The organism is Buchnera aphidicola (Kaburagia rhusicola ensigallis) (genome assembly GCA_039830025.1).
Classification (GTDB): Bacteria; Pseudomonadota; Gammaproteobacteria; order Enterobacterales; family Enterobacteriaceae; genus Buchnera_B; species Buchnera_B aphidicola_AW.
Map to the genome: position 1 here is coordinate 464619 of CP140040.1, position 26948 is coordinate 491566.

General features: G+C 25.1%; 20 protein-coding genes and 1 tRNA gene. 13 read left to right on the top strand and 8 right to left on the bottom strand.

Annotated elements, in window-relative coordinates; all coding sequences use genetic code 11:
- The first annotated feature begins 283 nt into the window (after positions 1-283).
- The 8 genes from U0T55_02045 to recD all read left to right on the top strand — a co-directional run bounded on the left by U0T55_02045 (position 284) and on the right by recD (position 13317).
- Positions 284-877: a YhgN family NAAT transporter gene (locus tag U0T55_02045; protein ID XBC42692.1), complete on the top strand. Its 594-nt coding sequence runs from the start codon at positions 284-286 to the stop codon at positions 875-877.
- 384 nt (positions 878-1261) lie between these two features.
- On the top strand, positions 1262-2419 hold the full coding sequence (locus U0T55_02050; GenBank protein ID XBC42693.1) for a phosphoglycerate kinase: 1158 nt from the start codon (positions 1262-1264) through the stop codon (positions 2417-2419).
- Positions 2420-2472: 53 nt separating this feature from the next.
- Positions 2473-3552: a class II fructose-bisphosphate aldolase gene (fbaA, locus tag U0T55_02055; GenBank protein XBC42694.1), complete on the top strand. Its 1080-nt coding sequence runs from the start codon at positions 2473-2475 to the stop codon at positions 3550-3552.
- Positions 3553-3701: 149 nt separating this feature from the next.
- Positions 3702-4547 (top strand): small-conductance mechanosensitive channel MscS, encoded by an 846-nt coding sequence (mscS, locus tag U0T55_02060; GenBank protein XBC42695.1) that lies wholly within the window; start codon positions 3702-3704, stop codon positions 4545-4547.
- Positions 4548-4621: 74 nt separating this feature from the next.
- The gene (locus U0T55_02065; protein ID XBC42696.1) at positions 4622-7921 is read left to right on the top strand and encodes an exodeoxyribonuclease V subunit gamma; all 3300 of its coding nucleotides are present in this window, start codon (positions 4622-4624) and stop codon (positions 7919-7921) included.
- Positions 7922-7969: 48 nt separating this feature from the next.
- Positions 7970-8251, top strand: coding sequence for a UvrD-helicase domain-containing protein (locus U0T55_02070; protein ID XBC42697.1), 282 nt, complete (start codon positions 7970-7972; stop codon positions 8249-8251).
- Entirely contained in the window at positions 8217-11456 is a 3240-nt protein-coding gene (recB, locus tag U0T55_02075) for an exodeoxyribonuclease V subunit beta (protein XBC42698.1), read from the top strand. Before U0T55_02070 ends, recB begins: the two co-directional genes overlap by 35 nt.
- A 22-nt stretch (positions 11457-11478) precedes the next feature.
- A complete protein-coding gene (gene recD / locus U0T55_02080) occupies positions 11479-13317 on the top strand; it encodes an exodeoxyribonuclease V subunit alpha (GenBank protein XBC42699.1) in 1839 nt (612 codons plus the stop codon).
- 86 nt (positions 13318-13403) lie between these two features.
- Here recD and U0T55_02085 read toward each other — a convergent pair.
- Positions 13404-13480, bottom strand: a tRNA-Met gene (locus tag U0T55_02085).
- A 589-nt stretch (positions 13481-14069) separates the two neighbouring features.
- Between U0T55_02085 and ribE the strand changes: the two genes are divergently transcribed.
- From ribE to nusB, 4 genes are all read left to right on the top strand, one after another.
- Complete coding sequence (gene ribE, locus U0T55_02090; GenBank protein ID XBC42700.1) at positions 14070-14543, top strand: 6,7-dimethyl-8-ribityllumazine synthase; 474 nt, start codon at positions 14070-14072, stop codon at positions 14541-14543.
- A gap of 87 nt (positions 14544-14630) precedes the next feature.
- Positions 14631-15602 carry a thiamine-phosphate kinase gene (thiL, locus tag U0T55_02095; GenBank protein XBC42701.1) on the top strand — a complete coding sequence of 324 codons (972 nt, stop codon included), beginning with the start codon at positions 14631-14633 and terminating at the stop codon, positions 15600-15602.
- Between the two features lie 102 nt (positions 15603-15704).
- Positions 15705-16829: a bifunctional diaminohydroxyphosphoribosylaminopyrimidine deaminase/5-amino-6-(5-phosphoribosylamino)uracil reductase RibD gene (gene ribD, locus U0T55_02100; protein XBC42702.1), complete on the top strand. Its 1125-nt coding sequence runs from the start codon at positions 15705-15707 to the stop codon at positions 16827-16829.
- Between the two features lie 42 nt (positions 16830-16871).
- A complete protein-coding gene (nusB, locus tag U0T55_02105; GenBank protein XBC42703.1) occupies positions 16872-17294 on the top strand; it encodes a transcription antitermination factor NusB in 423 nt (140 codons plus the stop codon).
- A 12-nt stretch (positions 17295-17306) separates the two neighbouring features.
- On the opposite strand, the gene dxs is transcribed toward nusB, so the two are convergent.
- The 3 genes from dxs to U0T55_02120 form a co-directional block, all read right to left on the bottom strand.
- Positions 17307-19172, bottom strand: a complete 1866-nt coding sequence (gene dxs / locus U0T55_02110) for a 1-deoxy-D-xylulose-5-phosphate synthase (protein ID XBC42704.1) — start codon at positions 19170-19172, stop codon at positions 17307-17309.
- 19 nt (positions 19173-19191) lie between these two features.
- Positions 19192-20091: a polyprenyl synthetase family protein gene (locus tag U0T55_02115; GenBank protein ID XBC42705.1), complete on the bottom strand. Its 900-nt coding sequence runs from the start codon at positions 20089-20091 to the stop codon at positions 19192-19194.
- A gap of 316 nt (positions 20092-20407) precedes the next feature.
- Positions 20408-21586, bottom strand: coding sequence for an MFS transporter (locus tag U0T55_02120; protein ID XBC42706.1), 1179 nt, complete (start codon positions 21584-21586; stop codon positions 20408-20410).
- A gap of 128 nt (positions 21587-21714) precedes the next feature.
- On the opposite strand from U0T55_02120, the gene U0T55_02125 reads away from it, so the two are divergent.
- Positions 21715-22005, top strand: coding sequence for a TusE/DsrC/DsvC family sulfur relay protein (locus U0T55_02125; protein ID XBC42707.1), 291 nt, complete (start codon positions 21715-21717; stop codon positions 22003-22005).
- Between the two features lie 40 nt (positions 22006-22045).
- Here the strand turns inward: U0T55_02125 and cyoE are convergent, their stop codons facing one another.
- The 4 genes from cyoE to cyoA all read right to left on the bottom strand — a co-directional run bounded on the left by cyoE (position 22046) and on the right by cyoA (position 26743).
- Positions 22046-22900, bottom strand: a complete 855-nt coding sequence (gene cyoE / locus U0T55_02130; GenBank protein ID XBC42708.1) for a heme o synthase — start codon at positions 22898-22900, stop codon at positions 22046-22048.
- Between the two features lie 331 nt (positions 22901-23231).
- Positions 23232-23849, bottom strand: coding sequence for a cytochrome o ubiquinol oxidase subunit III (cyoC, locus tag U0T55_02135; protein XBC42709.1), 618 nt, complete (start codon positions 23847-23849; stop codon positions 23232-23234).
- Entirely contained in the window at positions 23846-25834 is a 1989-nt protein-coding gene (gene cyoB, locus U0T55_02140; protein ID XBC42710.1) for a cytochrome o ubiquinol oxidase subunit I, read from the bottom strand. Before cyoB ends, cyoC begins: the two co-directional genes overlap by 4 nt.
- A gap of 48 nt (positions 25835-25882) precedes the next feature.
- A complete protein-coding gene (gene cyoA / locus U0T55_02145) occupies positions 25883-26743 on the bottom strand; it encodes a ubiquinol oxidase subunit II (GenBank protein XBC42711.1) in 861 nt (286 codons plus the stop codon).
- Positions 26744-26948: the final 205 nt, after the last annotated feature.

Below are 26948 nucleotides of genomic sequence, written 5' to 3' on the forward strand. Positions count from 1 at the left end.
TTTAACTAAAGTTAAAAATTTGTTAAAATTTATAATTAGAATCACTAAAATATTACCCACAGATACTTACTAAACAATAGTAAAACTTATTCAATTGTACTACAAAATATTAATCGGATAATAAATCAAAATATTTAGTTGTACATTGATTAATTACTACAAAGTTTAAATCATTGAATTATATCTTTTAAAATTATTCAAATAAATTAAAAATTAATATCTTAATAGATATAATTTTTTATATTATTTTAACGTATTACAAATTTTTTAATATGAGTAAATTATGAACGAAATGATTTCTTCAACTATTTTATTAATTTTAATTATGGATCCATTAGGAAATCTTCCTATATTTATGTCTATATTAAAAAATTTAGAGCCTAAACGCCGCAGAATAGTATTACTACGAGAAATGACAGTAGCATTAATAATAATGTTATTATTTTTATTTGCAGGAGAAAAAATTCTTACTTTACTAAATTTAAAAACCGAAACAGTCTCAATATCAGGTGGAATAATTTTATTTTTAATTGCTATCAAAATGATATTTCCTTCCCACCACTACGAAAAAGAAAAACCATACATCAGCGAAGAACCATTCTTAGTTCCTTTAGCTATTCCTTTAGTAGCAGGTCCATCTCTTTTAGCTACATTGATAGTACTATCACATGAATACTTAAATAAAATAATATACCTAACTGGATCACTTTTAATAGCCTGGACTTGCACAGTAATTATTTTATTATTATCAAATATGTTTTTACGTTTATTTGGTGCTAAAGGAGTAGATGCTTTAGAGAGACTAATGGGATTAATATTAATCATGCTATCTACTCAAATGTTTTTAGACGGTGTTAAATCTTGGTTTCACATCTAAATAATCATGTTAAAAAACTCAAATACAAAAATATACATTATGCTTTTATTGATTAAAAAGGAAATCAACATGCCTAAAAATCGTAACATTTCAAAAAATAACTAACATTGTTAAAAAATAAAAATATTTTTAACGTTGAATAATATTGATATTTTATCGATTAGTTACATGCGCAAAATACTATTATATATTTAAAAAATCTTAACAGTGCAATAAAAATATATTTTAATTTATTTTTTTGTTTACATTTAAAATATCAAAATATATATTTGTAATAAAAGCTTTCATTTTTATAAAACCAACAAAATTCTAAAAAATAATGTTTAAATTCATTTAAATTTTTTAGAATTTTATTTTATCAAACATTTTATTAATGGAAAAAATATGCCAATAATTACAATAAAAGATTTAAGTCTTGCAAATAAAACAGTACTTATAAGATCAGATTTAAATGTACCAATTCAAAACCAAAAAATCGTATCTTATGCTAGAATTCACGCATCATTACCAACTATTCAATTAGCATTAAAAAAACATGCAAAAGTAATTGTTGCTTCTCATTTAGGAAGACCAGAGGAAGAAAAATATAATTCATCACTGTCATTATTTCCCATTTTTAAATATTTTAAAAAAATGTTTAAAGATACTAAAGTAAATTTTTGTAAAGACTATTTACATGGAATAGATATCCAATCAGGAGAACTTGCTGTATTAGAAAACGTAAGATTCAACAAAGGAGAAAAAAATAATAGCATTTCTTTATCTAAAGCATATGCAAATTTATGCGATATATTTGTTATGGATGCTTTTGGAACATTGCATAGAAACGAAGCATCCACTTATGGACTGACAAAATATTCGAAAATAGCATGTGCTGGATTGCTGTTACAACATGAACTAACAACATTAAAAAAATTTTTAAAAAATCCAATTCGACCTCTAGTAACTATTGTTGGAGGTGCAAAAGTATCAACAAAATTCAATTTATTAAAATCATTGTCAAAGATATCAGACACCTTGATAGTTGGAGGAGGTATTGCTAACACATTCATATCTATTGACCACAATGTGGGAAAATCTCTTCATGAGCCTAATTTCGTCGATCAAGCTAAATTATTACGCGATAATTATAATATTTTTGTACCAATAGATTCTCGAGTAAGCACAACATTTAATAAAGACAGTATAGGAATTTCTAAAAATATTTCTGACATAAACATAAACGAAGAAATTATGGATTTCGGAGACAAAACAATAGAAAAAATGGTACCAATACTAAAAAAAGCAAAAACCATTTTCTGGAATGGACCAATAGGTGTATTTGAATTCAAAAATTTTAGGAAAGGAACAGAAATATTAGCCAACACTATTGCTAATAGCAATGCTTTTTCTATAGCAGGAGGAGGAGATACTTTATCCGTAATAGAAAAACTAAACATAAAAAACAAAATTTCTTATATATCTACTGGAGGAGGATCTTTTCTAAAATTTCTAGAACAAGGGGAATTTCCTATAATAAAATTATTAAAAAATTGCGTTTAAAAAAATAAAATAATTTTACTTATATTAAAATTTCTCTTTCATAGGATATTAAAATGTGTAATATTTTGAGTTTAATAAATCCAGGTGTAATAAATGGGTGCGATGCATTAAAAATATTTGAAATAGCTAAAAAAAATTGTTTTGCAATACCTGCAATAAATTGTATAGGAACTGATTCTATAAATATCGTTTTAGAAACGGCAAAAAAAGTTAATAGTCCAGTAATAATACAATTTTCATATGGAGGGTCAAATTTTATTTCAGGAAAAGGATTAAAAACAAGTTCTCGACACAAACAAGCAATATTAGGTGCTATATCAGGAGCTCAGCATGTACATCTAATGGCTAAATACTATGAAATTCCTGTAATTTTGCATACTGATCATTGTAATAAAACCATGTTACCATGGATTGACGAATTAATTAAAAAAGGAGAAAAATATTTCAAAATTAATAAAAAACCTCTTTTTACTTCTCATATGATAGATTTATCTAATGAACCATTAGAATTTAATTTAAGTCAATGCAAACAATATTTAAAAAAAATGAATAACATCAATATGATGTTAGAGATGGAACTTGGTTGCACAGGAGGAGAAGAAGATGGAATAGATAATACTGATATAGATAATTCTTTATTATATACTAAACCAACCGATGTCAATGCTGCATATGAATACTTATCTTCTATAAGTCCTTGCTTTACTATCGCAGCATCATTTGGAAACGTGCATGGTGTATATAAATCAGGCAATGTTAATTTACGACCTACCATTTTAAAAGAATCACAAAATTATGTTAGAAAGAAACATAACCTATCTTATGATCCATTGAACTTTGTATTTCACGGAGGATCTGGATCTTCACTAAAGGACATCAAGACATCAATCAAATATGGAGTAATAAAAATGAATATTGATACTGATGTCCAATGGGCAGCCTGGAAAGGAATATTAAAATTTTATAAAAAAAATCATATGTATTTACAAACTCAATTAGGTAATCCATATGGATCAGATAAACCCAACAAAAAATATTACGATCCTAGAGTTTGGATACGTTCTTCTCAATCATCAGTATCAAACTATCTAAAAAAAATATTTAAAATATTAAATTCTAACAATACCTTATAAAAATATTACAATACATACATACCTCCTAAAAAGTTAGAGGAGGATAAATGTTATTCTCCCTAATTTTAATATTTATACTGACAATATTTATCGTTATATAGTTCCAATATCAATGTCACGTAAAAAGAACTCTAAAGAATATAGATAAAATGGAAAAATTAAATGTAGTAAACGATATTCATCATGCAGGAAATTGGTTAATAAGAAATCAAGAATTACTACTAGGATACGTCATGAATTTCGTGTCTGCTATTATAATATTAATAGTAGGTTTTTTTATAGCTAAAATAGTTTCAAATATCATCAATAAAGTTTTGATTACTAGGAATATTGATTCTACCATTTCTGGATTTTTAGCTGCGTTAGCAAGATATATAATCATTACATTGACATTAATAACTTCATTAGGATGTATTGGAGTTCAAACTACTTCTGTTATCGCTATATTAGGAGCAGCTGGAATGGCTGTGGGATTAGCTTTACAAGGTTCATTATCCAATTTTGCAGCAGGTGTTTTATTAGTAATATTACGACCACTTCGTACTGGAGAATATGTAAATTTAGGAAATATATCTGGTACAGTTTTAAACATCCATATATTCTATACTACTCTTAGAACATTAGATGGAAAAATGGTTGTTATACCTAACGGGAAAATTATATCAGGAAACATAATTAATTATTCTAGAGAAAAAACTAGAAGAAACGAGTTCATCATTAGTGTATCATATAATTCTGATATTGATGTAGTAATAAAAGTATTAAAAAACGTTTTAGAAAATGAAGAAAGAGTATTAAAAGATAAAGATATTATTGTCGGATTGAGTGAATTAGCTCCATCTTCTCTTAACTTTATTGTACGCTGTTGGAGTCATACGGATGAACTCAACATAGTATATTGGGACTTAATGGCACAATTTAAAAAAGCTTTAGATTCCAATAATATTGATATCCCTTATCCTCATCTTGAAGTATATTATCATAAAAAAAAATAATTCAAACAAATTTTTACACTTACCTAACAAAAGCTATGTTTATATTATATAAATCCTATAATTTTCATTGTCTTATGAAAAAAGCATGTTCTATTATAACTACAACTCCATTATGCAATCCATTAGCTAATGAAATATTCATTACACCAAATGAAACCATAAATCACTGGATAAAAATATTTATAGCTCAACAATGCTCAATAGCATCAAATATTAAATTTTTTAAATTTAACGAATTCGCGTGGACAGTTTTTCAACATATAAATCCTAAAAAATATGCTAAATCAGAGTTTGAAAAATATCATCTAATATGGAAGATGATGAATATAAAAAATATTAACCATCTAACTAAATTTATTAGTAATAGCCATTCCAAAACAAAATTATTCGAAATAATATCTTTTGTATCACAACAATTCAAAGAATATTTGTTTTATCGACCAGACTTAATACAGAAATGGGAACAAATTTCCAAAAATCCACTTAATATAAATTTATCATGCATGGATCAAAACAAATTATTATGGACAACTCTTATAAAATATATGCAACATAGAAATCAACCAACATGGAACTATGCAAACTTACTTTTTCTTCTAGAAAAAAAAATACAACAAAAAAACATCAATATGAATACATTTCCATCAAGAATATTTGTTTTTGGAAACGACATTTTAACACCATATAACATAATAATGTTAAAAAAAATAAGTAATTTATGTTCAATTTATTTCCTTTATATCACTCCATATAAAAAAGAAAAAATACTGCTAAAGGCAATAAAACCTAAAACACATCAATGTAATTTCATGAAAGAATGTACATCACATTTTTTTAAAGCAACAATATGTTGTAAAAAATATATCGATACAACCTTAAATACACATCATGATATCACAAACATTTCATTATGGGGAAAATATGGATATGATTACACTTTATTATTAAGCTTAATAAGCAAAAAAGAAATAAATGTATTTAATATACCACAACCTATTAGTTTACTACAAAAAATACAAAAAAATATAATACAAACTAATTTGAACTTAAATGCAAAAAAAAACAAAAAAAACATCGATTATAGTATAAATAAGAGAGTAATATATAATAACGACAAATCTATTTCTATACACATATGCACTACATTAAAAAGAGAAATAGAAGTCTTACATGATAATTTACTTGATGTACTTAACAATCATGATGATATACTATTTCATGATATTCTTATTATTAGTAAAAATATAAATAAATATGTTCCATTTATTCATTCTATATTTAATTCAATCAACCCTAAACATCGAATTCCTTTCTACATTACGTCTACTTCTAATGAAAACAAAAACACAATTTCAAATATTATTTTAAAAATACTAGATTTACCTAATAATCCACTTGATGAAAAAAATATTTTTAATTTTTTAAAAAGTTCTTTTATACTAAAAAAATTTAATATAAAAGAAAAAGAAATAATCATTTTATTAAAAATAATAAAAAAATTTCAAATTAAATCAGAAACTAATAATACTTTAAAAAAACATAAACCACCAAAAATTAATCAAGAATATACTTTTAGTAATGAGGAGAAAAGAATATTTCTTGGAAAAGCAATTAATGATGTCAGTTATACAATATGGAACACAATTGTACCTTTCAATTATTTAAACGAAAAACATTATACAATATTCAGTAAATTAATAACATTTAAATTATTGTTACACAAATGGAAAAAAAAACTATCTATTTCAAAACCATTAACATCTTGGAAAATTATCTTCGAACAGCTTTTAAATGATTTCTTTACACGAAATGAAATTCAAAAAGAAGAAATAATATCTATTAAAAAAAATTGGAATAAAATAGTTGAACCTGGAATTCAAGAAGGTTATACAAAAAAACTTCCTGCAAAATTATTAAAAAATGAACTACTAAAAAACATTTCTCAAAAAAAAAATATATACAATTGCTTTGCTGGAAGAGTGACTTTTTGTAACGGATTTATATTAAGAAGTATACCATTTAAAGTCATTTGTATTATCGGAATGAACGATAAATTTATTATTCAAAAAATTCCTACTAAACATCTTAATTTAATACATAAATACCCAAGAATATGTGATCCATATAGAAAGAACAAATACGAATATTTATTTTTAGAAACAATACTAGCAACGCAAAAAATATTATTAATTAGCTATCCCAAAGAATCCGAAAAAAATAATAAAACTAATCAAAGATCCATACTAATTGATCAATTATTGTCATATATTTCCAAAAATTTCTACATTTTTAACAAAAAATGTAGAAAAGAAAGAAAAGATAACAAAAAAAAATTAATTTTTCACTTATGCTATTTTCACACCGATAAACCATACAATATTAAAAATTTCATTACAGGATCTAAATATCAAAGTTTTAATGAAACCTGGCTAAAAATTTCTAAATTAAAACAAAAAAATAAAAAAAACTTTGAAACAACTCTTCAAACAATAACATTTAAAGATATCATGTTATCCGAATTAATTACATTTTGGAAACATCCCGTTCAATATTTTTTCAATAAACGACTTCATATCATACTTAACAATGTTAAAAATATAGATTTAAATAAAGAAAACTTTTCAATTACAAAACTTAATCATTACATAATTAACATGAACATAATTGATTTCTTACTAAAGAAAAAAAATACTAAAAAATTACTTCTATACTACCAATGTAAAGGAATTATACCAATTGGTAATTTAGGAGAAATATATTGGGAAAACCAAATAATTCTAATGACATCTTTATATAAAAAAAGTTATTTAAAAAATAAAAACTTAAGAAATACAAAATTTCGTATAAAAATTAATCAATATACATTATTTGGAATACTAAAAAATAACAACAAAACAGGTTTATTACGCTGGAAACCTACTACTATCAATAACAAAGATATTATTTCTCTATGGTTAGAACATTTAGTATATTGTTCCATATATGAACCTAGTAATAGTACTATATTAGGATTAAAAAATAATAATTGTACTTTTATAAAATTAGAAAAGAAAAAAGCCAAAGATTTATTAAATCAATATATAATTGGATATGTAAAAGGAATGCATAAACCTATATTACTTACAAATTCAGGAATTAACTGGTTAAGTACTATATATGATAAAAAATATAAAATAATTTCTACAAAAGCTACTCAATTACAAAAATCAAAAAAAAATATGATCGCAGCGTGGGAGGGAAATAATTGGAAAATAGGAGAAAAAGATGATTTATATTTAAAAAAAATAATTACAACTTTAGACGAAAAAAATATATCTAAAATATGTACTACAGCTAAAAAATGGATTCTTCCTATATTAAAATACATTCAATAAAAAATAAAAATAATTCATATATAAACAATAACTTAAAAATAATAAAATATGAAAAAAATAAAATCAATATCTACTAACGATGTGGTAAATTTACCTTTATCAGGAAAAATATTAATTGAAGCATCAGCAGGAACAGGAAAAACATTTTCTTTAATTATTATATATCTAAGATTAATTCTAGGCATTGGAAAAATATCTAACATTCATCGAACATTTTTAATTAAAGAAATTTTAGTAGTCACGTTTACAGAACATTCAAAAGAAGAAATAAAAAATAGAATAAAAAAATATATTTTTGAATTTAAAAAAATATGTAAAAAAAAAAAGTAACGACATTGTATTACAACACTTGTTAAATAAAATTAAAAATTTAGATGAAGCTATTCATTTATTACATCGAGCAGAAAAATCAATAAATGAATTAGCTGTTTATACTATACATGAATTTTGTTATCAATCACTAAACATCAATAAATTTTGCTCTAATATATTATTCCAAAACAAAATAATAAAAAATAAATATCATTTATACCTTCAATCTAGTAGTGACTTTTGGAATGAATATTTAATTTCTTTACCAAAAAATATTGCTAAAATTATAGTCAAGTACTTTAAAAATCCAAATACCCTTCTGAATTATATATTACCATTGCTATCAAAAAATCATGCAAAAAAAAATACATCTATCAAGAAGAAAATCAACCTCATTCAATTTTATAACATGCTCATTCAAGAAATAAAAATCTTCAAAAAAAAATGGCTAAAAAATTGTTCAATAATGCTGATATCAATAAATAAATCTAATATAAACAAGCGTAGCTATAATAAATCTAATTTATCCCGATGGACAAAAATTATTAACATATGGGCTCTTCATAAAACAGAAAATTTTGATATTCCTAAAGAGTTGCAATATTTTAAAAAAAGTTATTTAATAAAAAAAACCTCCAACGGGGAAATACCAAAAAACAACATATTTGAAATAATTGAAAACTTCTTAGAAATTAATTTTTCGTTAAAAAAAATATTTGTTTTAGAAGCTATTGTACAAATCGAAAAACGATTTAATAAGAAAAAAGAAACAAAAGGACTTTTTGATTTTAATGATTTAATTCAATTTCTTTATACTATTTTAAATAAAAAAAACGAGACAATTACAAAAATAATTAAAAAACAATACCCAATATTATTAATCGATGAATTTCAGGACACAGATTATCAACAATACCAAATATTTAAAAAAATTTATCATTTAAAAGAAGATTTATGTATTTTCATAGGTGATCCTAAACAAGCTATTTATAGCTTTAGAGGAGCTAATATTAAATCATATATAACTGCAAAAAAAAATATAAACAACTGCTACCAACTCAAAATTAACTGGAGATCTTCTAAAGAAATAGTAGAAAGTTTAAATTTACTGTTTTTAAGAAAAAAAAATATTTTTTTACTTCCTGAAATCAATTTTATTCCAGCAAAATCTACTTATAAAAATAAACAAATAGAATTTCAAATAAACGGAATACCTCAACCAGCTTTACACTTTGTATTAAAAAAAACACCTACTATAGGAATTACTGACTATAAAACATGGATTACAGAAATATGTATAAATTATATTTCATTCTGGTTAAATGAAGGAAGAAACGGAAATGCTGTTATCATACATCATAAACAAACTCGATACCTTACTCCAAAAGATATTTGTATATTAGTAAATAACAAACAAGAAGCAGCTATTATACAAACAGCTTTATGCAAGGCAAATATTAAAACCACATATCTCTCAAAAAGAGAAAGCGTATTTCATAGTACTGAAGCAATAGAATTATTATGGATTTTTAAAGCTATTTTAAATCCCAAAAATAAATTCTTATTAAAACGCGCTATGTCTACCACAATTATAGATAAAACAAGTAAAGATATCGATCTCCTTACAACAAAATACTCCCTTTGGTCAATTATAATAGATACATTTTATGAATATTTAGTTATTTGGAAAAATTTCGGCATCACAAATATGATTCATAAAATAATCATAAATCATAAAATAAATGCAACAGATAATTCTTGTACCTATTCTCCTAACATTTCAAATATTTTACATATTGGAGAATTATTAGAAAAAAAATTTGAAAAAATTAAAAAGAAACATTTTTTAATTTTATGGTTAGAAAAAAAAATAGAAGAAAAACATGACGTCCCTCACACAGATTACATACGAGAAAACAATGATAAAAACTGTATAGAAATTGTCACTATTCATAAATCCAAAGGTCTTGAATATCCAATAATATGGATGCCTTTTTTTATAACTTTATATAGCACAAATCCTAATATCAGTAACGTCACAAACTCCACATCAAATACCATAGAATTAAAAAAAACATTATCAGAAGATATGCGACTTTTGTATGTAGCATTAACAAGAACCATTGTTCACTGTTGTATAGGAATTGCATCTATAAATAACAAAAAAAAGAAAGACATAAAAAACTATTCAGACATTCATAACAATGCTTTAGGTTATATAATACAATCAGGAAAAAAATGCAATTATCAACAACTATATAATATTCTCTTAAAAATGAGCCATAATAAAAATATAAAAATTTCCTTGAAATCACCTGAAATTAATATTACCAATACAAAACAATACAAAAAATGTATACAACTCAAAAATCGCAAATTAAAGAGAACATTAGAATACAATTATAAAATCACTAGTTATTCCCAATTAAAGAATAACGATACTTCTTTAATATTAACGGGGAAAAACTACCACAATTGTATTAATACCGATATTAAGATACATAACAAAAATGAAATTGAACTCACGCCGCATACTTTCCCAAGAGGTAAAAACATTGGAGTATTTATTCACAAAATATTAAAACACATTCATTTTCATAAAGACATAAATATCACTTGGATATCTCAACAACTTGAAAAAAATAACTTCAAAAAACACTGGGGAAACATGTTACAAGATTGGATCTATAAAATTTTAAATACGCCATTAAATAACTATAATCTTTGTCTATCTCAATTAAATCCTAATAATTATGTTAAAGAACTAGAATTTTTTTTACCTATAAAAAATAAACTCACAGATACAAAACTAAACAGAGTGATTCGTAATTTTAACTCATCTGCGGAATCATCTTCTAAAATTTTTTTTGATTCCATAAAAGGAATATTAGTAGGATCAATAGATTTAGTTTTTAAATGGGAAAAAAAATATTATTTAGTAGATTATAAATCTAACTGGCTAGGTTACTCAAAGTTAGATTACTCTATTCCAGCAATGCAAAACGTAATATATACACATCATTATGACTTACAATATCAATTATATAGTATTGCTTTACATAGATATTTAAAAAAACGCATTAACAATTATTCTTTTCATAAACATTTCGGCGGGGTTTATCTCTTATTTTTAAGAGCTAGAAATATAACAGACCCAGATAAAGGATTATTTTTTACGTTACCCACGTCAACAAGTATTAAACAACTTGATAATCTTTTTTAAAAAGAGCAACAGGAAAAAATAAATGAAAATAATGTTTTTATTAAAAAAAGCTATTAAAAAAAATATTATCACTCTATCCGACTTCTATTTCTCTATCTCTATTGCACAGAACCAATCACCAAAAATAATATTATCAACTATTTGCATTAGTTACTTCACTAGAATAGGACATACGTGTCTCCCAATTTCAGTTCTAGAAAATAAACAAGTATTTAATACAAAACATCATACTAAGTTAATTAATAAAATTTGGAAAAAAACAGAATTATCACATAATTTTCAATTAGAATTGTTAAAAAATAAAGTCATTAGTAATGGATCTTTGTCTACTCCTCTCATTATTTTTAATAAAAAAATATACTTACATAAAATGTGGATAGCAGAAAAAAAAATATTTAATTTTATATCAAAAAATAATAATAATAAAATAAAAAATCTAATTGCAATTAAAAAAAAAATAACATTTCTGCTATGTAACAATACTGAAACTTTACAAAAAATTGCAATCGTTTTATCCATCATTAACAAAGTAACATTTATCATGGGAGGTCCTGGAACAGGAAAAACTACGATAGCATTTAAAATATTAATAGCTATTATTACAATATCTAATAAAAAATTAAATATTCAGTTAACAGCTCCTACAGGAAAAGCTGCCAATCGTTTAACTGAATCCATAAAAAAATCCATGTCAATGTTTTCACATTTATATCAAAATAGTTTATTAATCAAACCTGCTATCACCTTACATCGTCTTTTAGGTATCAACATAGACAATACTTTAAATATAAAAACATTAGACCATATTTCAGACATAGATGTATTAATAGTAGACGAATCGTCTATGATTGATATTTTTACTATGGAAACATTAATTGATAATATATCAAAAAAAACCAAAATTATATTTTTAGGTGATCATAATCAATTACCTTCAATAAATTGTGGCCATATTTTAAAAGATATTCATAGTTACTACTGCAATGGATATAGTCAATCTATAATAAAAACAATTAATTTTTTTGATATTACTGATGTTAAAAAAACTGAAAAACATAAATTTTCTAATATCAGCGATAAAATATGCATTTTGAAAAAAAACTATCGTTTTCATATTCAATCCAATATTGCTAAAATATCTACTAAAATTAAACAAAATAAATTTAATAATTTTAAAAAATTATTTTGCAATATATATAAAGACGTTAATTTCCATTGTATCGATACCAATCAAGATTATAGAAAAATGATTTTAAATTTAACTGAGAATAACATGAATTATTGGAACTACTTGAATAAAAAAAAGACTCCTATTGAGATCATATCAAATTTTAATAATTATAGACTAATATGTGCTTTACAAGAAGGACCATTTGGAGTAAAACGACTCAATTCAGAATTAGAGAATGAAATGAAAAATAGAGGACTAATTAAAACTGTTATATTTAATAAAAATATAATATATTTTGGACAACCAATCTTAATTTTAAAAAACGACTATAATCTAAAACTGTATAATGGAGATTCAGGTATTATCATATATGATGATAAAAAAAAGTTACAAGCTTGTTTTTTTATAAATAATAAAAAAATAAAATTTATACCTATCAATTTATTACCTAAATTTCAAACAAACTGGGCAACGACAGTGCATAAATCGCAAGGATCAGAATTTTATAACGTAGATCTAGTATTACCTAACATTTATTCTGAAATTTTAACTCAAGAACTGGTCTATACAGCTATTACTCGAGCAAAAAATCAATTAACTATATATAGTAATAAAACAATATTTAAAAAATCAATAAAAAACAAAACAATCAGATACAGCGGTTTATCTATAAATGAATGTTCTTATTGATTTAGAAATAATTAAAACGTCTCAAAATAATATTCTAATAATGAATCAAAACCGTTATAAATAATTTACAGTATAATAATAAAAATTGGTTGCGGGGGACGGATTTGAACCGACGACCTTCGGGTTATGAGCCCGACGAGCTACCAGACTGCTCCACCCCGCGGCTTATACTTAAAACTATACTCTATTATAATAAATATGCAATCTTTTTTTAAATTTTAATGCAAATAAAAATATAAAATATAAATTCATTAAAATATTAAATCTCTTTATAAAAATTATCCTAAAAAATTTATTGTAGAATATACAGAAAATAACAAACTCATAATAACTTTAATTGAGTCATTAATGTAAAATATTAATGTTTAAAAAAAATAAAAAATATTTGTAATAGAAATAAAAATATATTTTAATATATAGAAATCAACTGATAAATTGTTTTACAACAAATATTAAAATAGAAAAAATTATTAGAAGCAATATAAATTAAAAAATTAACTAAAAATGTTATTTTAAAATAGTTCTTATATTCTATAAAATACAATACCTATTAATTTATATAAATACTAAACCTTTACAAAAACTAGATATTAGTAAATTCATTATGAAACAAAATTAAACCTTTACCGAAAAATTAAAAAAATGATATTATTTTACGTTCCATAAACACTATAAGTATCATATAAACTTTAACTTGCGCTACGCTACAATTAAAACTATTAAGATCATACTAACTAATGTATATAATAAATATGAAAATTATTGAAGCAACTGTCTTAGCACAAACAGCAAAAATTGCTATAATTATTAGCAGATTTAACTATTTCATCAATAAACATTTATTAGATGGAGCACTAAATACTCTTAAACGAATAGGACAAATAAAAGATGAAAATATAACTATCATATACGTTCCAGGAACCTTTGAAATTCCTATTATCTCACATATCATAGCTAATAAAAAAAAACACAACGCTATTATTGTATTAGGAACAATTATTAAAGGCAGTACTGTTCATTTCTCTCTGCTATCAAATGAAGTTATAAAACAAGTTTCTAAAATTAGTAATCAATATACAATCCCTATCTCTTTTGGAATTATTACAGCTAATAATGTTCAACAAGCCATAGAACGCGCAGGAACAAAAATAGGAAATAAAGGATCAGAATCTGCTTTAGTTGCATTAGAAATGATAAATATTATTGATACCATTAATAGAAATTAAATATAATCTTTAATTAACCAATGTTTCTATAAAATATAAGATACGTGTTTTAAATAAAAACAAATATATCTTAAAATAAAAATCTATATGAACTTAAATGAATTCGAAATCATTAAAAATTACTTTGGAAATACATTAAAAAAAAATGACAAACATATTATCCAAGATATTGGAGATGATTGCGCAATAATAACAATACCAAAAAATAATACTCTTGCCATCAGTACCGATTCATTAATAGAAGGAACTCATTTTTTTAAAAATACTCACCCTACTGACTTAGGATATAAAATAATTGCAATAAATCTCAGTGACCTTGCAGCAATGGGATCAAAGCCTAAATGGATCACATTATCACTTACTATTCCAAAAGTTGATATATATTGGATAAAACATTTTAGTCAAAGTTTTTTTCACACACTAAATACTTACAATATGAAATTAATTGGAGGAAACACTACTAGTGGACCGCTGAGTATAACAGCCAGTATTTATGGAATTATTCCCAAAAAACAAGCTTTATTAAGAAATGGAGCAAAAATTGGAGATTTAATATATGTTACTGGAACTTTGGGAGATAGCGCAGCAGGTTTATTTTTATTAAAAAATAAAAAATATAATATACAAAAGGATTTTGATTATCTAATTAAAAAACATTTACATCCCATTCCAAGAATCACACATGGACAATTATTAAGGAATATTGCTAATTCTGCCATTGATATATCAGACGGATTATTGACTGATGTAAAAAAAATGTTAGAATCCAGTAAACACGGAGCAAACATCAATTTAGAAAAATTACCAATTTCTAAAACACTCAAAAAACATTTTACAAAAAAACAATGGTTAACTTTTGCTACAAATTCAGGAGAAGACTATGAAATTTGTTTTACAATACCAAAAAAAAATATATCAATTTTAAATAATAAAATTCATCATCTAGGAATACCTTACACCTGCATTGGAGAAATTCATCATATTAAAAAAGGATATAACATTTTCTATAATAAAAAAAAAATAAACTTCTCATGCAAGGGATATGATCATTTTTGTTAAAAATACTAAAATATTTCAATTACAATATTTCTAACGTATTTTATATTTTAAATATAACTACTACCATTATCTAATAATAAGAACTATTGTTCTAAGAAAGTTATGAAAAAAATCACTAAAACAGACATATTTTATATGAATAAAGCAATACAAATAGCCAAGAAAGGAATATTAACTACATCACCAAATCCCAATGTTGGGTGTATCATAGTAAAAGATAATATTATTTTAGGAACAGGATGGCATAAAAAAGTTGGACAACCACATGCAGAAATATATGCTTTAAAGCAAGCAGGAATAAAAGCAAAAGGAGCTACAGCATATATTACTTTAGAACCATGCAGTCATTTTGGAAATACTCCTCCTTGCTGCATAGAATTAATAAAATCAGGTATTTCTAGAGTAGTAGTATCCACAATAGATCCAAATCCAAAAGTATCTGGAAATGGAATAAAATGGCTTAAAAAAAAAGGAATTATAGTAAAAGTAGGAGTAATACCTCATAAATCTGAAAATATAAACAAAGGATTTTTTCAAAGAATGCGAACTGGAATTCCTTGGATTCAATTAAAACTTGCTAGCTCAATTGATGGACGTACTGCGCTATACAATGGATTAAGTAAATGGATTACATCGTATACATCTCGTCAAGACGTTCACATACATAGACAACTATCTGACGCTATCATTAGTAGCAGTAATTCTGTTATTGCAGACAACGCATTGTTAACCGTAAGAAACACATCAATAAAAAAAGAAAAAAATATAAATTGGAGTAATAAAAATAAAATTCGACAACCCTTACGTGTTATTATTGATAGCAAAAACCGTATAACTCCATTACATAAATGTATAAAAGAACCTGGAAAAATACTACTCATAAGATTAACACACGATAACAAGTGTTGGCCAAGCCATGTAGAACAAGTAATATTAAAAAATGAAAACAACAAAATTAATCTAATGAACCTTATAAAATTATTAGGAAAACGTCAAATCAATAAAATATGGATAGAATCAGGAGCATCATTATCTGGATCTTTTTTAAAATTAAATATCATTAACGAAATTATTATTTATATGGCTCCAAAACTGTTAGGCCACTATGCAAAACCATTATTTATACTCGATAAATATGAAGAACTATCTTGGGTTCCTCAATTTAATTTTAAAAATATTGCTAAAATAGGAAGCGACATTAAATTAACATTAACAAAAAAAATTTAATAACTACTTTTTTAAAAACGAAAAGGAACTGTTTATCTACTTATGAAACCTTTACCTAGAAGAAAAGCACGAGAATGTGCTGTACAAGCATTGTATTCATGGCAGTTATCACATAATAATATTTATGAAATAGAAAATCAATTCTATGAAAAGAATAATATGCAAAATATCGATAAAATTTATTTCCATGAATTGATCATAGAAATAACAAATAATCAAAAACATTTAGATACATTAATGCAACCTTATCTTTCTAGATCTATTAGTGAACTAGGACAAATTGAAAAAGCTATTCTTAGAATTTCGTTTTATGAATTAGAAAGACGACATGATATTCCTTATAAAGTAACCATTAACGAAGGAATTGAATTAGCGAAATTGTTTGGAGCAGAAGAAAGTCACAAATTTATCAATGGAGTTTTAGATAAAGCTGCTATAAAAATGAGGTACCATATAAAAAAATAAAACATAATTATATCACTCATTTAACCATGATAAAATCTTTTCTAAAATACCATCTGCATCTAACTTGTATTCACTTCGGATTTCAGTTTGATTACCTTGAGGAACAAATTTATCTGGAATCCCAATGTTTAAAATAGGAATAGTAATTTTTTTTCGCATAAATAGTTCATTAATACTACTACCAGCTCCGCCTGCAATGATGCCTTCTTCAAGAGTAACAAAAAAATCATGATGTTTTGTCAAGTTCAAAATCAAATCAATATCTAATGGTTTTACAAAGCGCATATCTACTAAAGTGAAATTTAATTTCTGTGCTACTTGTTCAGCAAAAATACATAGCGGTCCAAAATTTAAAATAGCAATCCTTTTTCCTAATCTTTTTAAAATACCTTTTCCAACTGGAATTGATCTCATAGATTGTAAAGCTATTCCAGTTCCACTACCTCTTGGATATCTCACTACACTAGGACCTTTGCGATAACAATATCCAGTATAAAGCATTTGAAAACATTCATTTTCATTACTAGGAGTCATAATAATAATATTTGGAATACATCTCAAATAAGTTAAATCAAATACTCCTTGATGAGTTTCGCCATCTTGACCAACTATTCCTCCTCTATCAATTGCAAATAATACGGGTAATTTTTGAAGTGCTACATCATGTATCACTTGATCATAAGCTCTTTGAAGAAAAGTAGAATAAATTGCAAGGACAGGTTTATAACCACTAATAGCTAATCCTGCAGAAAAAGTGACAGCATGTTGTTCAGCTATTGCAACATCAAAATACTGATCAGGAAAGTATTTAGAAAAATTCACCATACCTGAACCTTCTGTCATAGCAGGTGTAATTCCTATTAATTTTTTATCAGTTTTTGCTATAGTACACAACCAATGTCCAAAAACCTCAGAATAAGTAAGAGTATTTTTAATTTCTGCACGCATCTTTCCAGTTAGAACATTGAATCTAGGAACAGAATGCCATTCTGTAGGATTTAATTCAGCAGGAAAATATCCTTTTCCTTTTTTAGTTATTATATGTAAAATATTAGTATACTTTTGAGTACTTAATCTACTAATTATATCCACTAATAAAAACACATCATGTCCATCCACAGGGCCAAAATATTGAAATCCCAAATTTTCAAAAAAAGTATTAGATGATCTTATATCCTCTAAATATTTTTTTTGATATAACGAGTCATCTTTTAAAAAATCAGATTTAACACAAAAATTACTTTTTTTCTTATATTTTTTTATCAATTTAAAATTTAATTTAGCTTTAGAAAAAGATGAGTGTAAAGCGCCTACATTTTTTGAAATAGACATATCATTATGATTTAATATTACTAGTAAATGTATACTATTATATCCAGCATGATTAATTGCTTCAAATGCCATACCTGAAGTCATTGCACCATCACCAATAACACATATAGTTTTTCTACCTTTTTTTTCTTTTTTAGAAGCAATGGCCATTCCAACTCCAGCACTAATTGAAGTGGAAGCATGACCAACACCTAAAACATCATATTTACTTTCTTGTCTACTAGGAAACGAACGTATCCCATGTCGTGTACGAATACTAAATATACTATTTCTTCTTCCAGTTAAAATTTTATGAGGATAAGCTTGATGGCCTACATCCCATATTAAATTGTCAAAAGGGGTATCAAGTACATAATGCAACGCTACTGTGACTTCAATAACTCCTAAACTAGAAGACAAATGACCGCTAGATTTACTAATAGTTTCCAATAAATATTGACGTAATTCAAAACACAACTGAGGCAATTTTTCAATAGATAATAACTTTAATTGTTTAACTGAATTTGCTAAATACAATATAGGGTATTTTTTAAAATTAAAATTCATTATAAACTCATCATAAAAACTATGTATCGCGTGTAATTATGTAATATGCCAATTTTTGTAATAATGCTACATCTACCAACTTATTAGACAAAATTTCTAAACATTCTAATGATTTTTTATACAATTGTTCTAATTTTTTCTTAGATTCTTGTAAACCAATTATTAATGGAAATGTATTTCCTTTAAAATTTTTATTAGAATTTGTTAGAATGGTTGGATCATGTGAATCATTTATAAAATCAAGAATATCATCCTGAATCTGAAAAGCAAGACTAACATTTCTAGAATATTGTTCTAACGCTAAAACAATTTTTTTTTCGCGTATATTTCTAGAAATCAAAACTAAACGAATTGCAGTGCTAATTAAAGACCCAGTTTTATACCAGTATATTTCCTCTAATTGATTCAATTCAATACGTTTTTTCTTCGATGCTAAATCAAAAAATTGACCAATACACATACCTAATAAACCAGAAGCATTGGACAATTCTAAAATTATTTTGATTTTCTTAGCATTAGATATTTTATTTTCATTCCAATTAGATAAAACGTTGAAAGATAAACATTGTAATGCATTACCAGCTAATATAGCAGTAGATTCTCCAAATTTTATATAACAAGAATCTTGTCCTCTTCTTAATTTATCATTATCTAATGATGGTAAATCATCATGAATTAAAGAATATGCGTGCATAAATTCTATAGAAGAAGCTAATATATCTATAACATGAAAATTTACTTGAAACATGCTCCCCATAATATACATTAATATAGGGCGAATTCTTTTACCACCTAAAAGTACCCCATACTTCATAGCATGTAATAAATCAGAATCTTGAAATGGCAACGTTTCTAAAAATTCAGACATAAAATTATTAATTCGTTTTCGTTTTACATGAAAAAATTCAACTAAATCCATGTTCAGTCCCTATTACATTCAATTAAGACAACAACATCTTAGTAATGAAATTAATTATTTATAATACTACTAAAATAACATTAATTCTAAAAACACTACATATAAATATATTTCCTCAAATTTTATAAAATAATAATTTTAAATTGTTTTATTATAACATACACTAATATTGTTTATATATCACACATCATAAACATAAAAATTGTTTCAATAAAAACTTTATAGATAACCGTAGATTGTTACATTCAAAAAATTTAATGTTTAATAATATAAATACTGAACTAAAACTCAAAAAATTTAATGTCTGTCACAATATTCATCCAAACTTATGACATCGAATATTTATTAACAACCAAATAAAAAAAACCATTAACTCAAAAGAAAAAACAACAATATTGCTATGATAATTTAAAATAAATCCTCCTAACACACTCCCTATAAAAGAACCTAAAAATTGGCTAATGGAATATATAGCCATAGCAGTACCTTTATAATTTACAGGAGCATTTTTACTTACCAAAATAGGAAGCATAATTTCGAATAAACTAAACACTAAAAAAAATATTTGCAACCAAAAAATTAAAAAGAAATAATTTTTTATAAAAATCAGACACAAAACATTAGAAAAAATTAATAAAGTTATAGATAATATAATTGCGAACTTTTCATATTTTTTCCTCTCAATATACGAACTAATTGGAAGTACAATAAAAAAAGAAATCAAAATAGTAGTAAAATATATCATCCAATATGGAACAACAAAATTTTTATGCGAATATAACTGCGCGGGAATTGCAATAAAATGCAACATTAATAATAAATGAAGAAAAAAAATATTTAGATTAAATCGTAATAGAATAAAATTGTTAAATACATTTAATATATTTTTATATTCTTTGTCTAAAAAAATTCCATTTTTACTACTTATTGGAGTTGGAATAGCAAAAAAAATTATAAAAATACATATTATTGAAAATATAACACTAATAAAAAATAAACTATGAATCCCAAAAGAATGAACTAAAATAGGACTCATTACCATAGCAAAAACAAAACTTATTCCAAAACTAATTCCTAAAAATCCCATTGCTTGAGATCTATTTCTTTTTGAAATTGTTTCAGATAATAATGCCATGCATACCGAAGAAATCGCTCCTGATCCCTGTAAACTACGACCTAATATAATTCCCCAAATAGAACTACTATTCAAACATATAAAACTTCCTATCAAAAAAAATAGTAATCCTAAAATAATAACATGTTTCCGTCCAAATTTATCAGATAACCAACCATAAGGAATTTGAAATAAAGCTTGAAAAAAACTATATACTCCCAATGCAACACCTATAAGAAATGTAGTGCTACCTTGAAAATACATTCCATATATACCAAAAACAGGTAAAATTATAAACATTCCGAATATACGCAAAGAAAAAATGATACATATTCCTAAAACCACTTTCCATTCTCTTATTTCATTATAAGATTTATTCATATACATTAAATTTCTTATTGTAATGTTAATAATACTTATTATAATAAGCCAATCATCATACAAAATAACATTTCTGTATTTTCATCTATAGATAATATTTTTGTAATACATAACTTAAAACAAATAATATGAAAAAAAAATTTAAAAAATACACATATTGGAATGAAACAATAGCCAAAAATATCGCTAAAAATGAATCTATTGACATGACTAAAGATCATTGGGAAGTAATATACGCTATGAGAGATTTTTATTTTAAGTTCAATTTAACTCCATCTATAATAATGTTAATAAAATTTCTAAAAAAAAGAGGGTTAAAAAAAATAAATACCTGTTACTTATTTAAATTATTTCCTGTAGGTCCAGTTAAACAAGCAAGCAAAATAGCAGGAATTCCAAAACCATCTAGCTGTCTTTGAAATTGCATTAAATACAAAAACATAATAATTGAACCTAATTCTAACGAACAAAATCAATTGACATCATAATGTTCATTACTAACATAATAATAATAGAACAATAAAAAACACTTTTGGAAAAAGTAATATAATTATCATGATAAAGTTTCTTTGTAGCAATATAAAACCATACTGTAGAACAAATCAATAAAACGAAAAAAAACTTGTATCCTGTACAATGCGTCACTGTTAAAAGACACGAAAATACTAAAAAAAATAATATAAATATATTCATGTGAACACGAGTAATGGACAATGATTGTACGACAGGGAATATTGGTATATTAGCATTTTTATAATCATCTAAATGCATGATAAAAATTGCATAAGAATGAGGTATCTGCCACAAAAACAAAACAAAAAACAAATTCATAGCACACCAATCTATATGATTTGTAACAGAACAATAACCTAAAACAGGAGGAATAGCGCCAGATATACTGCCAATAATAGTTGAATATATTGACCGTTTTTTTAAAAAAAAACTATAAAAAACTACATAAATGGTTAATCCTAAAAAAGCAAGTACCATACATAATATATTAATAAACCATCCAAAAACCAATAATCCCAATATTCCTAAGAATATCGCGAAAAATATTGCAAAATTATAAATATGAGTATTAGTAACTAAAATTCTATTTTTAGTCCTACTCATGAGTTTATCTAATTTATAGTCAATAATATTATTAAAAACGCAAGAAGACCCAACAACAAAAGATACACTCATTAAATTCAATAACAACAAATAATAGTTAATATTACCCTTTGAAGCCAAAAAAAAACCACCTAAAGAAGATATTAAATTACCTACTATTATTCTCGGTTTTAAAAGCCCTAAAAAACGTATTATCATATTATTTAATTATGTACATGATGATTTAAATTTGTCATGATCCAATGTGATCCGAACAAAATAATTATAATAATCAAAAAAGCAAATATGATTGATATCATATTCCACCTATATTCATGAGAAAAATCCAAATAAAAAAAAGACTTAATATGAACTAAAACTTGAACAATTAAACATAATATCACTATAAAACTGGTTATTATCTTAGAGTATGTTCCTTTTATAACTACTAAAAATGGAAGTATAGTTAATATAGTTAACATGATAAAATTTAAAATATAAAAAAAATATTTACTTCTAAAAATTAAAATATTCTTTAAATAAGAACAACTCATGACATTACCCCAATTAAATAAACTATAGAAAAAACAAATACCCATATTATATCCAAAAAATGCCAAAATAAACTTAAACAAAAAATTCTCATGTATACTTCATACGTAATTCCAAATTTTATTACTTGTCGGATCATTACTACAATCCACAATAAAGCTGAAAAAACATGAATGCCATGAGTGGATAACAAAGCAAAAAAAGCAGATAAAAAACCACTGCAAGATGGGCCATATCCTTGATGTACTAAATTATAAAATTCCAATATTTCTAAAACTAAAAATGTTAAACCCAACAGAAAAGTTACGCTAAACCAAAATATAACTTTATTTTTATTATATTTTTCTATTTCTATAAAAATAAAACTATAAGAAAAGGAACTAAGTAACAACAAAAAGCTCTCTATAATTACTAAGGGAAGATAAAAAATATCTTTTCCAGATGGACCATCAGCTATATTATTTTTCATAACTATATAAACAGCAAACAATGTAGCAAAAATAATACAATCGTTCATCAAATACAACCAAAAACCAAATAATTTATTAGACCGCAAAATACTAATACTGAACTTTCTTATATCTTTTTTTTTATCTGTTATATTACTCACTGTCATTTTAATCCTACTTTTTTGAGATCATTAATATACTTATTTTCAATCTTATTAATATTATCTTTAGAAATTACATAACCATGATCAATAAAAAAACTCTTTCTAATTAACAAACACAAAATTACAAAAATAGATACAAAACATAACCAAAATATATACCAGATCAAAGAAAAACTAAAAATAACAGAAAATAAACTAATCATAATACCAGAACTAGTTTTATTAGGCATATGAATATCAGAATATATGACGCGCGCTACATTTTTCTTGTTTATTTTTTCTTTTGATTTCCAAAAACAATCACGAGAACAAACCGTAGGTATAACAGCAAAATTATATGATGGAGGTGGAGACGAAGTTGACCATTCTAATGTTCTTCCATTCCACGGATCACCTGTAAAATCTCGATGAATATTACGATCTCGAATAGACACTAAAATTTGAATAATTTGACATATAATTCCTACTGCAATTAAAAATGTACCAAAAGAAGCAAATACCAACATAGAATGAAATTGAGGATCTATATGTTGACTTAAACGACGAGTCATACCCATTAATCCCAAAAAATATAAAGGCATAAAAGCGCAAAAAAAACCTAAAATCCAAAACCAAAATGCACGTTTTCCCCATTTTTCAGATAAAGTAAATCCAAACATTTTAGGAAACCAATAAGTAATTCCAGAAAAACACCCAAATACTACACCACCAATAATGACGTTATGAAAATGTGCTACTAAAAACAAACTATTATGTAATACGAAATCTGCAGCAGGTAAAGATAATAAAACGCCAGACATACCACCTATAGAAAAAGTTATTAAAAATCCCATAGTCCATAACATAGAAGAATGCATACGAACACGTCCATGATACATAGTAAATAACCAATTAAAAATTTTTACTCCTGTTGGAACTGCTATAACCATTGTAGCTATACCAAAAAATGCATTTACATCAGCTCCAGCACCCATAGTAAAAAAATGATGTAACCATACTACAAAAGATAAAATAGTAATCGCAATTGTAGCCCATACTAAAGATACATATCCAAATAATTCTTTTCTAGAAAAAGTAGCTACCACTTCAGAAAATACTCCAAAAACAGGAAGAATTAAAATATATACTTCTGGATGTCCCCAAATCCAAATTAAATTAACATACATCATTGCGTTACCGCCGGAATCATTAGTAAAAAAATGAAATCCAAGATATCTATCCAAAGTCAGTAACAATAAACTCACTGTTAAAACAGGAAAAGAGGCTAATATCAAAACATTTGTACAAACTGCTGTCCATGTAAACACTGGAATTTTAAATAAAGACATTCCAGGCGCTCTCATTTTCAAAATAGTTACTAAAAAATTAATAGCTGTTAGGGTAGTTCCTATACCAGATAATTGCAGACTCCAGATCCAATAATCAACCCCTACTCCAGGACTAAATTCCATTTCTGATAAAGGAGGATAACCTAGCCAACCTGTTTGCGCAAACTCACCAATTCCAAGAGAAAGATTTATTAATACTGCTCCACCAACAGTTAACCACAAACTTAAATTGTTCAAAAACGGAAATGCCATATCACGAGCGCCAATTTGTAAAGGAACCACCAAATTCATTAATCCAATAACTAAAGGCATTGCTACAAAAAAAATCATAATAACGCCATGCGCAGTGAACACTTGATCATAATGATGAGACGACAAAAATCCTATTCCTTCCTTAGAAGAAGCTAAAACTTGCTGAATACGCATCATGATAGCATCAACAAAACCACGAAATAACATAATAGCAGCAAGACAAATATACATAATTGCAATTTTTTTATGATCTACCGAACAACACCATTCATTCCATATATAATTCCATTTCTTCAAATAAGTAACTGTCATAAATATAGACATAGCACATAAAATAATTATAGAATACGTTGTCATTATAATAGGATCATTATAAGGAATAGCATTCCAATCTAATTTACCAAACATATTATAAAATTCCTTAAACCTTCATTGAGTACAATTGTAGTAATAAAATTACCTTCTGTTATATTTGATTTTTTTGATAATAATGTTAAATAAATTATTTTTTATACTAGAATAATATTCAATTATATTATTTTCACTAGGATATGCTACTTTTTCAAAACTAGATATAGAATCTAATTTATATGGAGAACATCGTACTTTTTTTATCCATTTTTCAAATAATGCAACATTAGAAGTTACTTTTGTTGTAAATTTCATATCAGAAAATCCTTTTCCACTATAGTTAGCAGATATTCCTTTATAAACTCCAGATCTATTAGCTATCAAATTTAATTGAGTTCGCATACCTGCCATAGTATATATTTGACTACCTAAAGAAGGAATAAAAAAAGAGTTCATTACAGAATTAGATGTTAATTCAAACGTTATTGGAGTATTAACAGGAAAAACCAACTCATTAACAGTAGCAATGTTCTCCTTAGGGTAGATAAATAACCACTTCCAATCTAAAGAAACAACATTAATTTTTATAGGCTTAACATTAGAAACAATTTTTTTGTACGGATCTAAGTCATGAACAGACTTCCATGACAATATAGAAAGGAAAACAATTATCAAAATAGGAAATCCCCACACTAATGACTCGATAACATTAGAATGAGACCAATGAGGTCTATAATCAGACTGAATATTATTTTCTCTATATTTCGTTGAAAAAAACCATGTCATAAAAAAAACTGGAACTATGATAAATAGCATTACCGTAAATGCAACTAATATTAAAGATCTCTGCTTTATAGCAATATCACCTTTAGGACATAAAACCCCACTATTACATCCATTTAAAAATAGAATGCAACTCATTAAAAAAAAATTTAAAATAAATGTACGAAATTTTAAAAATTGCATTTAATCACCTCAACATCCATTTTATATTGCAAAATGATACTTATCGAATGATTTTTTATTATAAAAAACAATCATTTTTTAAAAAAATACATTAATTCTATAATTTCAATTCCAATCTCTAAATATAAATGTATGAAACAATTTATGATGTTAAAAATCATATAAATCTTTAATAAAATAGTTCCTACTGAAAAATGTTACGTAA

Excerpts from the sequence above, each read along its gene's own strand:
- cyoA (XBC42711.1), bottom strand. The coding sequence starts at position 26,743 with ATGCAATTTTTAAAATTTCGTACATTTATTTTAAATTTTTTTTTAATG.
- thiL (XBC42701.1), top strand. The coding sequence starts at position 14,631 with ATGAACTTAAATGAATTCGAAATCATTAAAAATTACTTTGGAAATACA.
- U0T55_02045 (XBC42692.1), top strand. The coding sequence starts at position 284 with ATGAACGAAATGATTTCTTCAACTATTTTATTAATTTTAATTATGGAT.
- dxs (XBC42704.1), bottom strand. The coding sequence starts at position 19,172 with ATGAATTTTAATTTTAAAAAATACCCTATATTGTATTTAGCAAATTCA.
- U0T55_02115 (XBC42705.1), bottom strand. The coding sequence starts at position 20,091 with ATGGATTTAGTTGAATTTTTTCATGTAAAACGAAAACGAATTAATAAT.
- fbaA (XBC42694.1), top strand. The coding sequence starts at position 2,473 with ATGTGTAATATTTTGAGTTTAATAAATCCAGGTGTAATAAATGGGTGC.
- nusB (XBC42703.1), top strand. The coding sequence starts at position 16,872 with ATGAAACCTTTACCTAGAAGAAAAGCACGAGAATGTGCTGTACAAGCA.
- ribD (XBC42702.1), top strand. The coding sequence starts at position 15,705 with ATGAAAAAAATCACTAAAACAGACATATTTTATATGAATAAAGCAATA.
- cyoC (XBC42709.1), bottom strand. The coding sequence starts at position 23,849 with ATGACAGTGAGTAATATAACAGATAAAAAAAAAGATATAAGAAAGTTC.
- mscS (XBC42695.1), top strand. The coding sequence starts at position 3,702 with ATGGAAAAATTAAATGTAGTAAACGATATTCATCATGCAGGAAATTGG.
- recD (XBC42699.1), top strand. The coding sequence starts at position 11,479 with ATGAAAATAATGTTTTTATTAAAAAAAGCTATTAAAAAAAATATTATC.
- cyoB (XBC42710.1), bottom strand. The coding sequence starts at position 25,834 with ATGTTTGGTAAATTAGATTGGAATGCTATTCCTTATAATGATCCTATT.
- U0T55_02050 (XBC42693.1), top strand. The coding sequence starts at position 1,262 with ATGCCAATAATTACAATAAAAGATTTAAGTCTTGCAAATAAAACAGTA.
- U0T55_02120 (XBC42706.1), bottom strand. The coding sequence starts at position 21,586 with ATGAATAAATCTTATAATGAAATAAGAGAATGGAAAGTGGTTTTAGGA.
- U0T55_02070 (XBC42697.1), top strand. The coding sequence starts at position 7,970 with ATGAAAAAAATAAAATCAATATCTACTAACGATGTGGTAAATTTACCT.
- U0T55_02065 (XBC42696.1), top strand. The coding sequence starts at position 4,622 with ATGAAAAAAGCATGTTCTATTATAACTACAACTCCATTATGCAATCCA.
- ribE (XBC42700.1), top strand. The coding sequence starts at position 14,070 with ATGAAAATTATTGAAGCAACTGTCTTAGCACAAACAGCAAAAATTGCT.
- U0T55_02125 (XBC42707.1), top strand. The coding sequence starts at position 21,715 with ATGAAAAAAAAATTTAAAAAATACACATATTGGAATGAAACAATAGCC.
- cyoE (XBC42708.1), bottom strand. The coding sequence starts at position 22,900 with ATGATAATACGTTTTTTAGGGCTTTTAAAACCGAGAATAATAGTAGGT.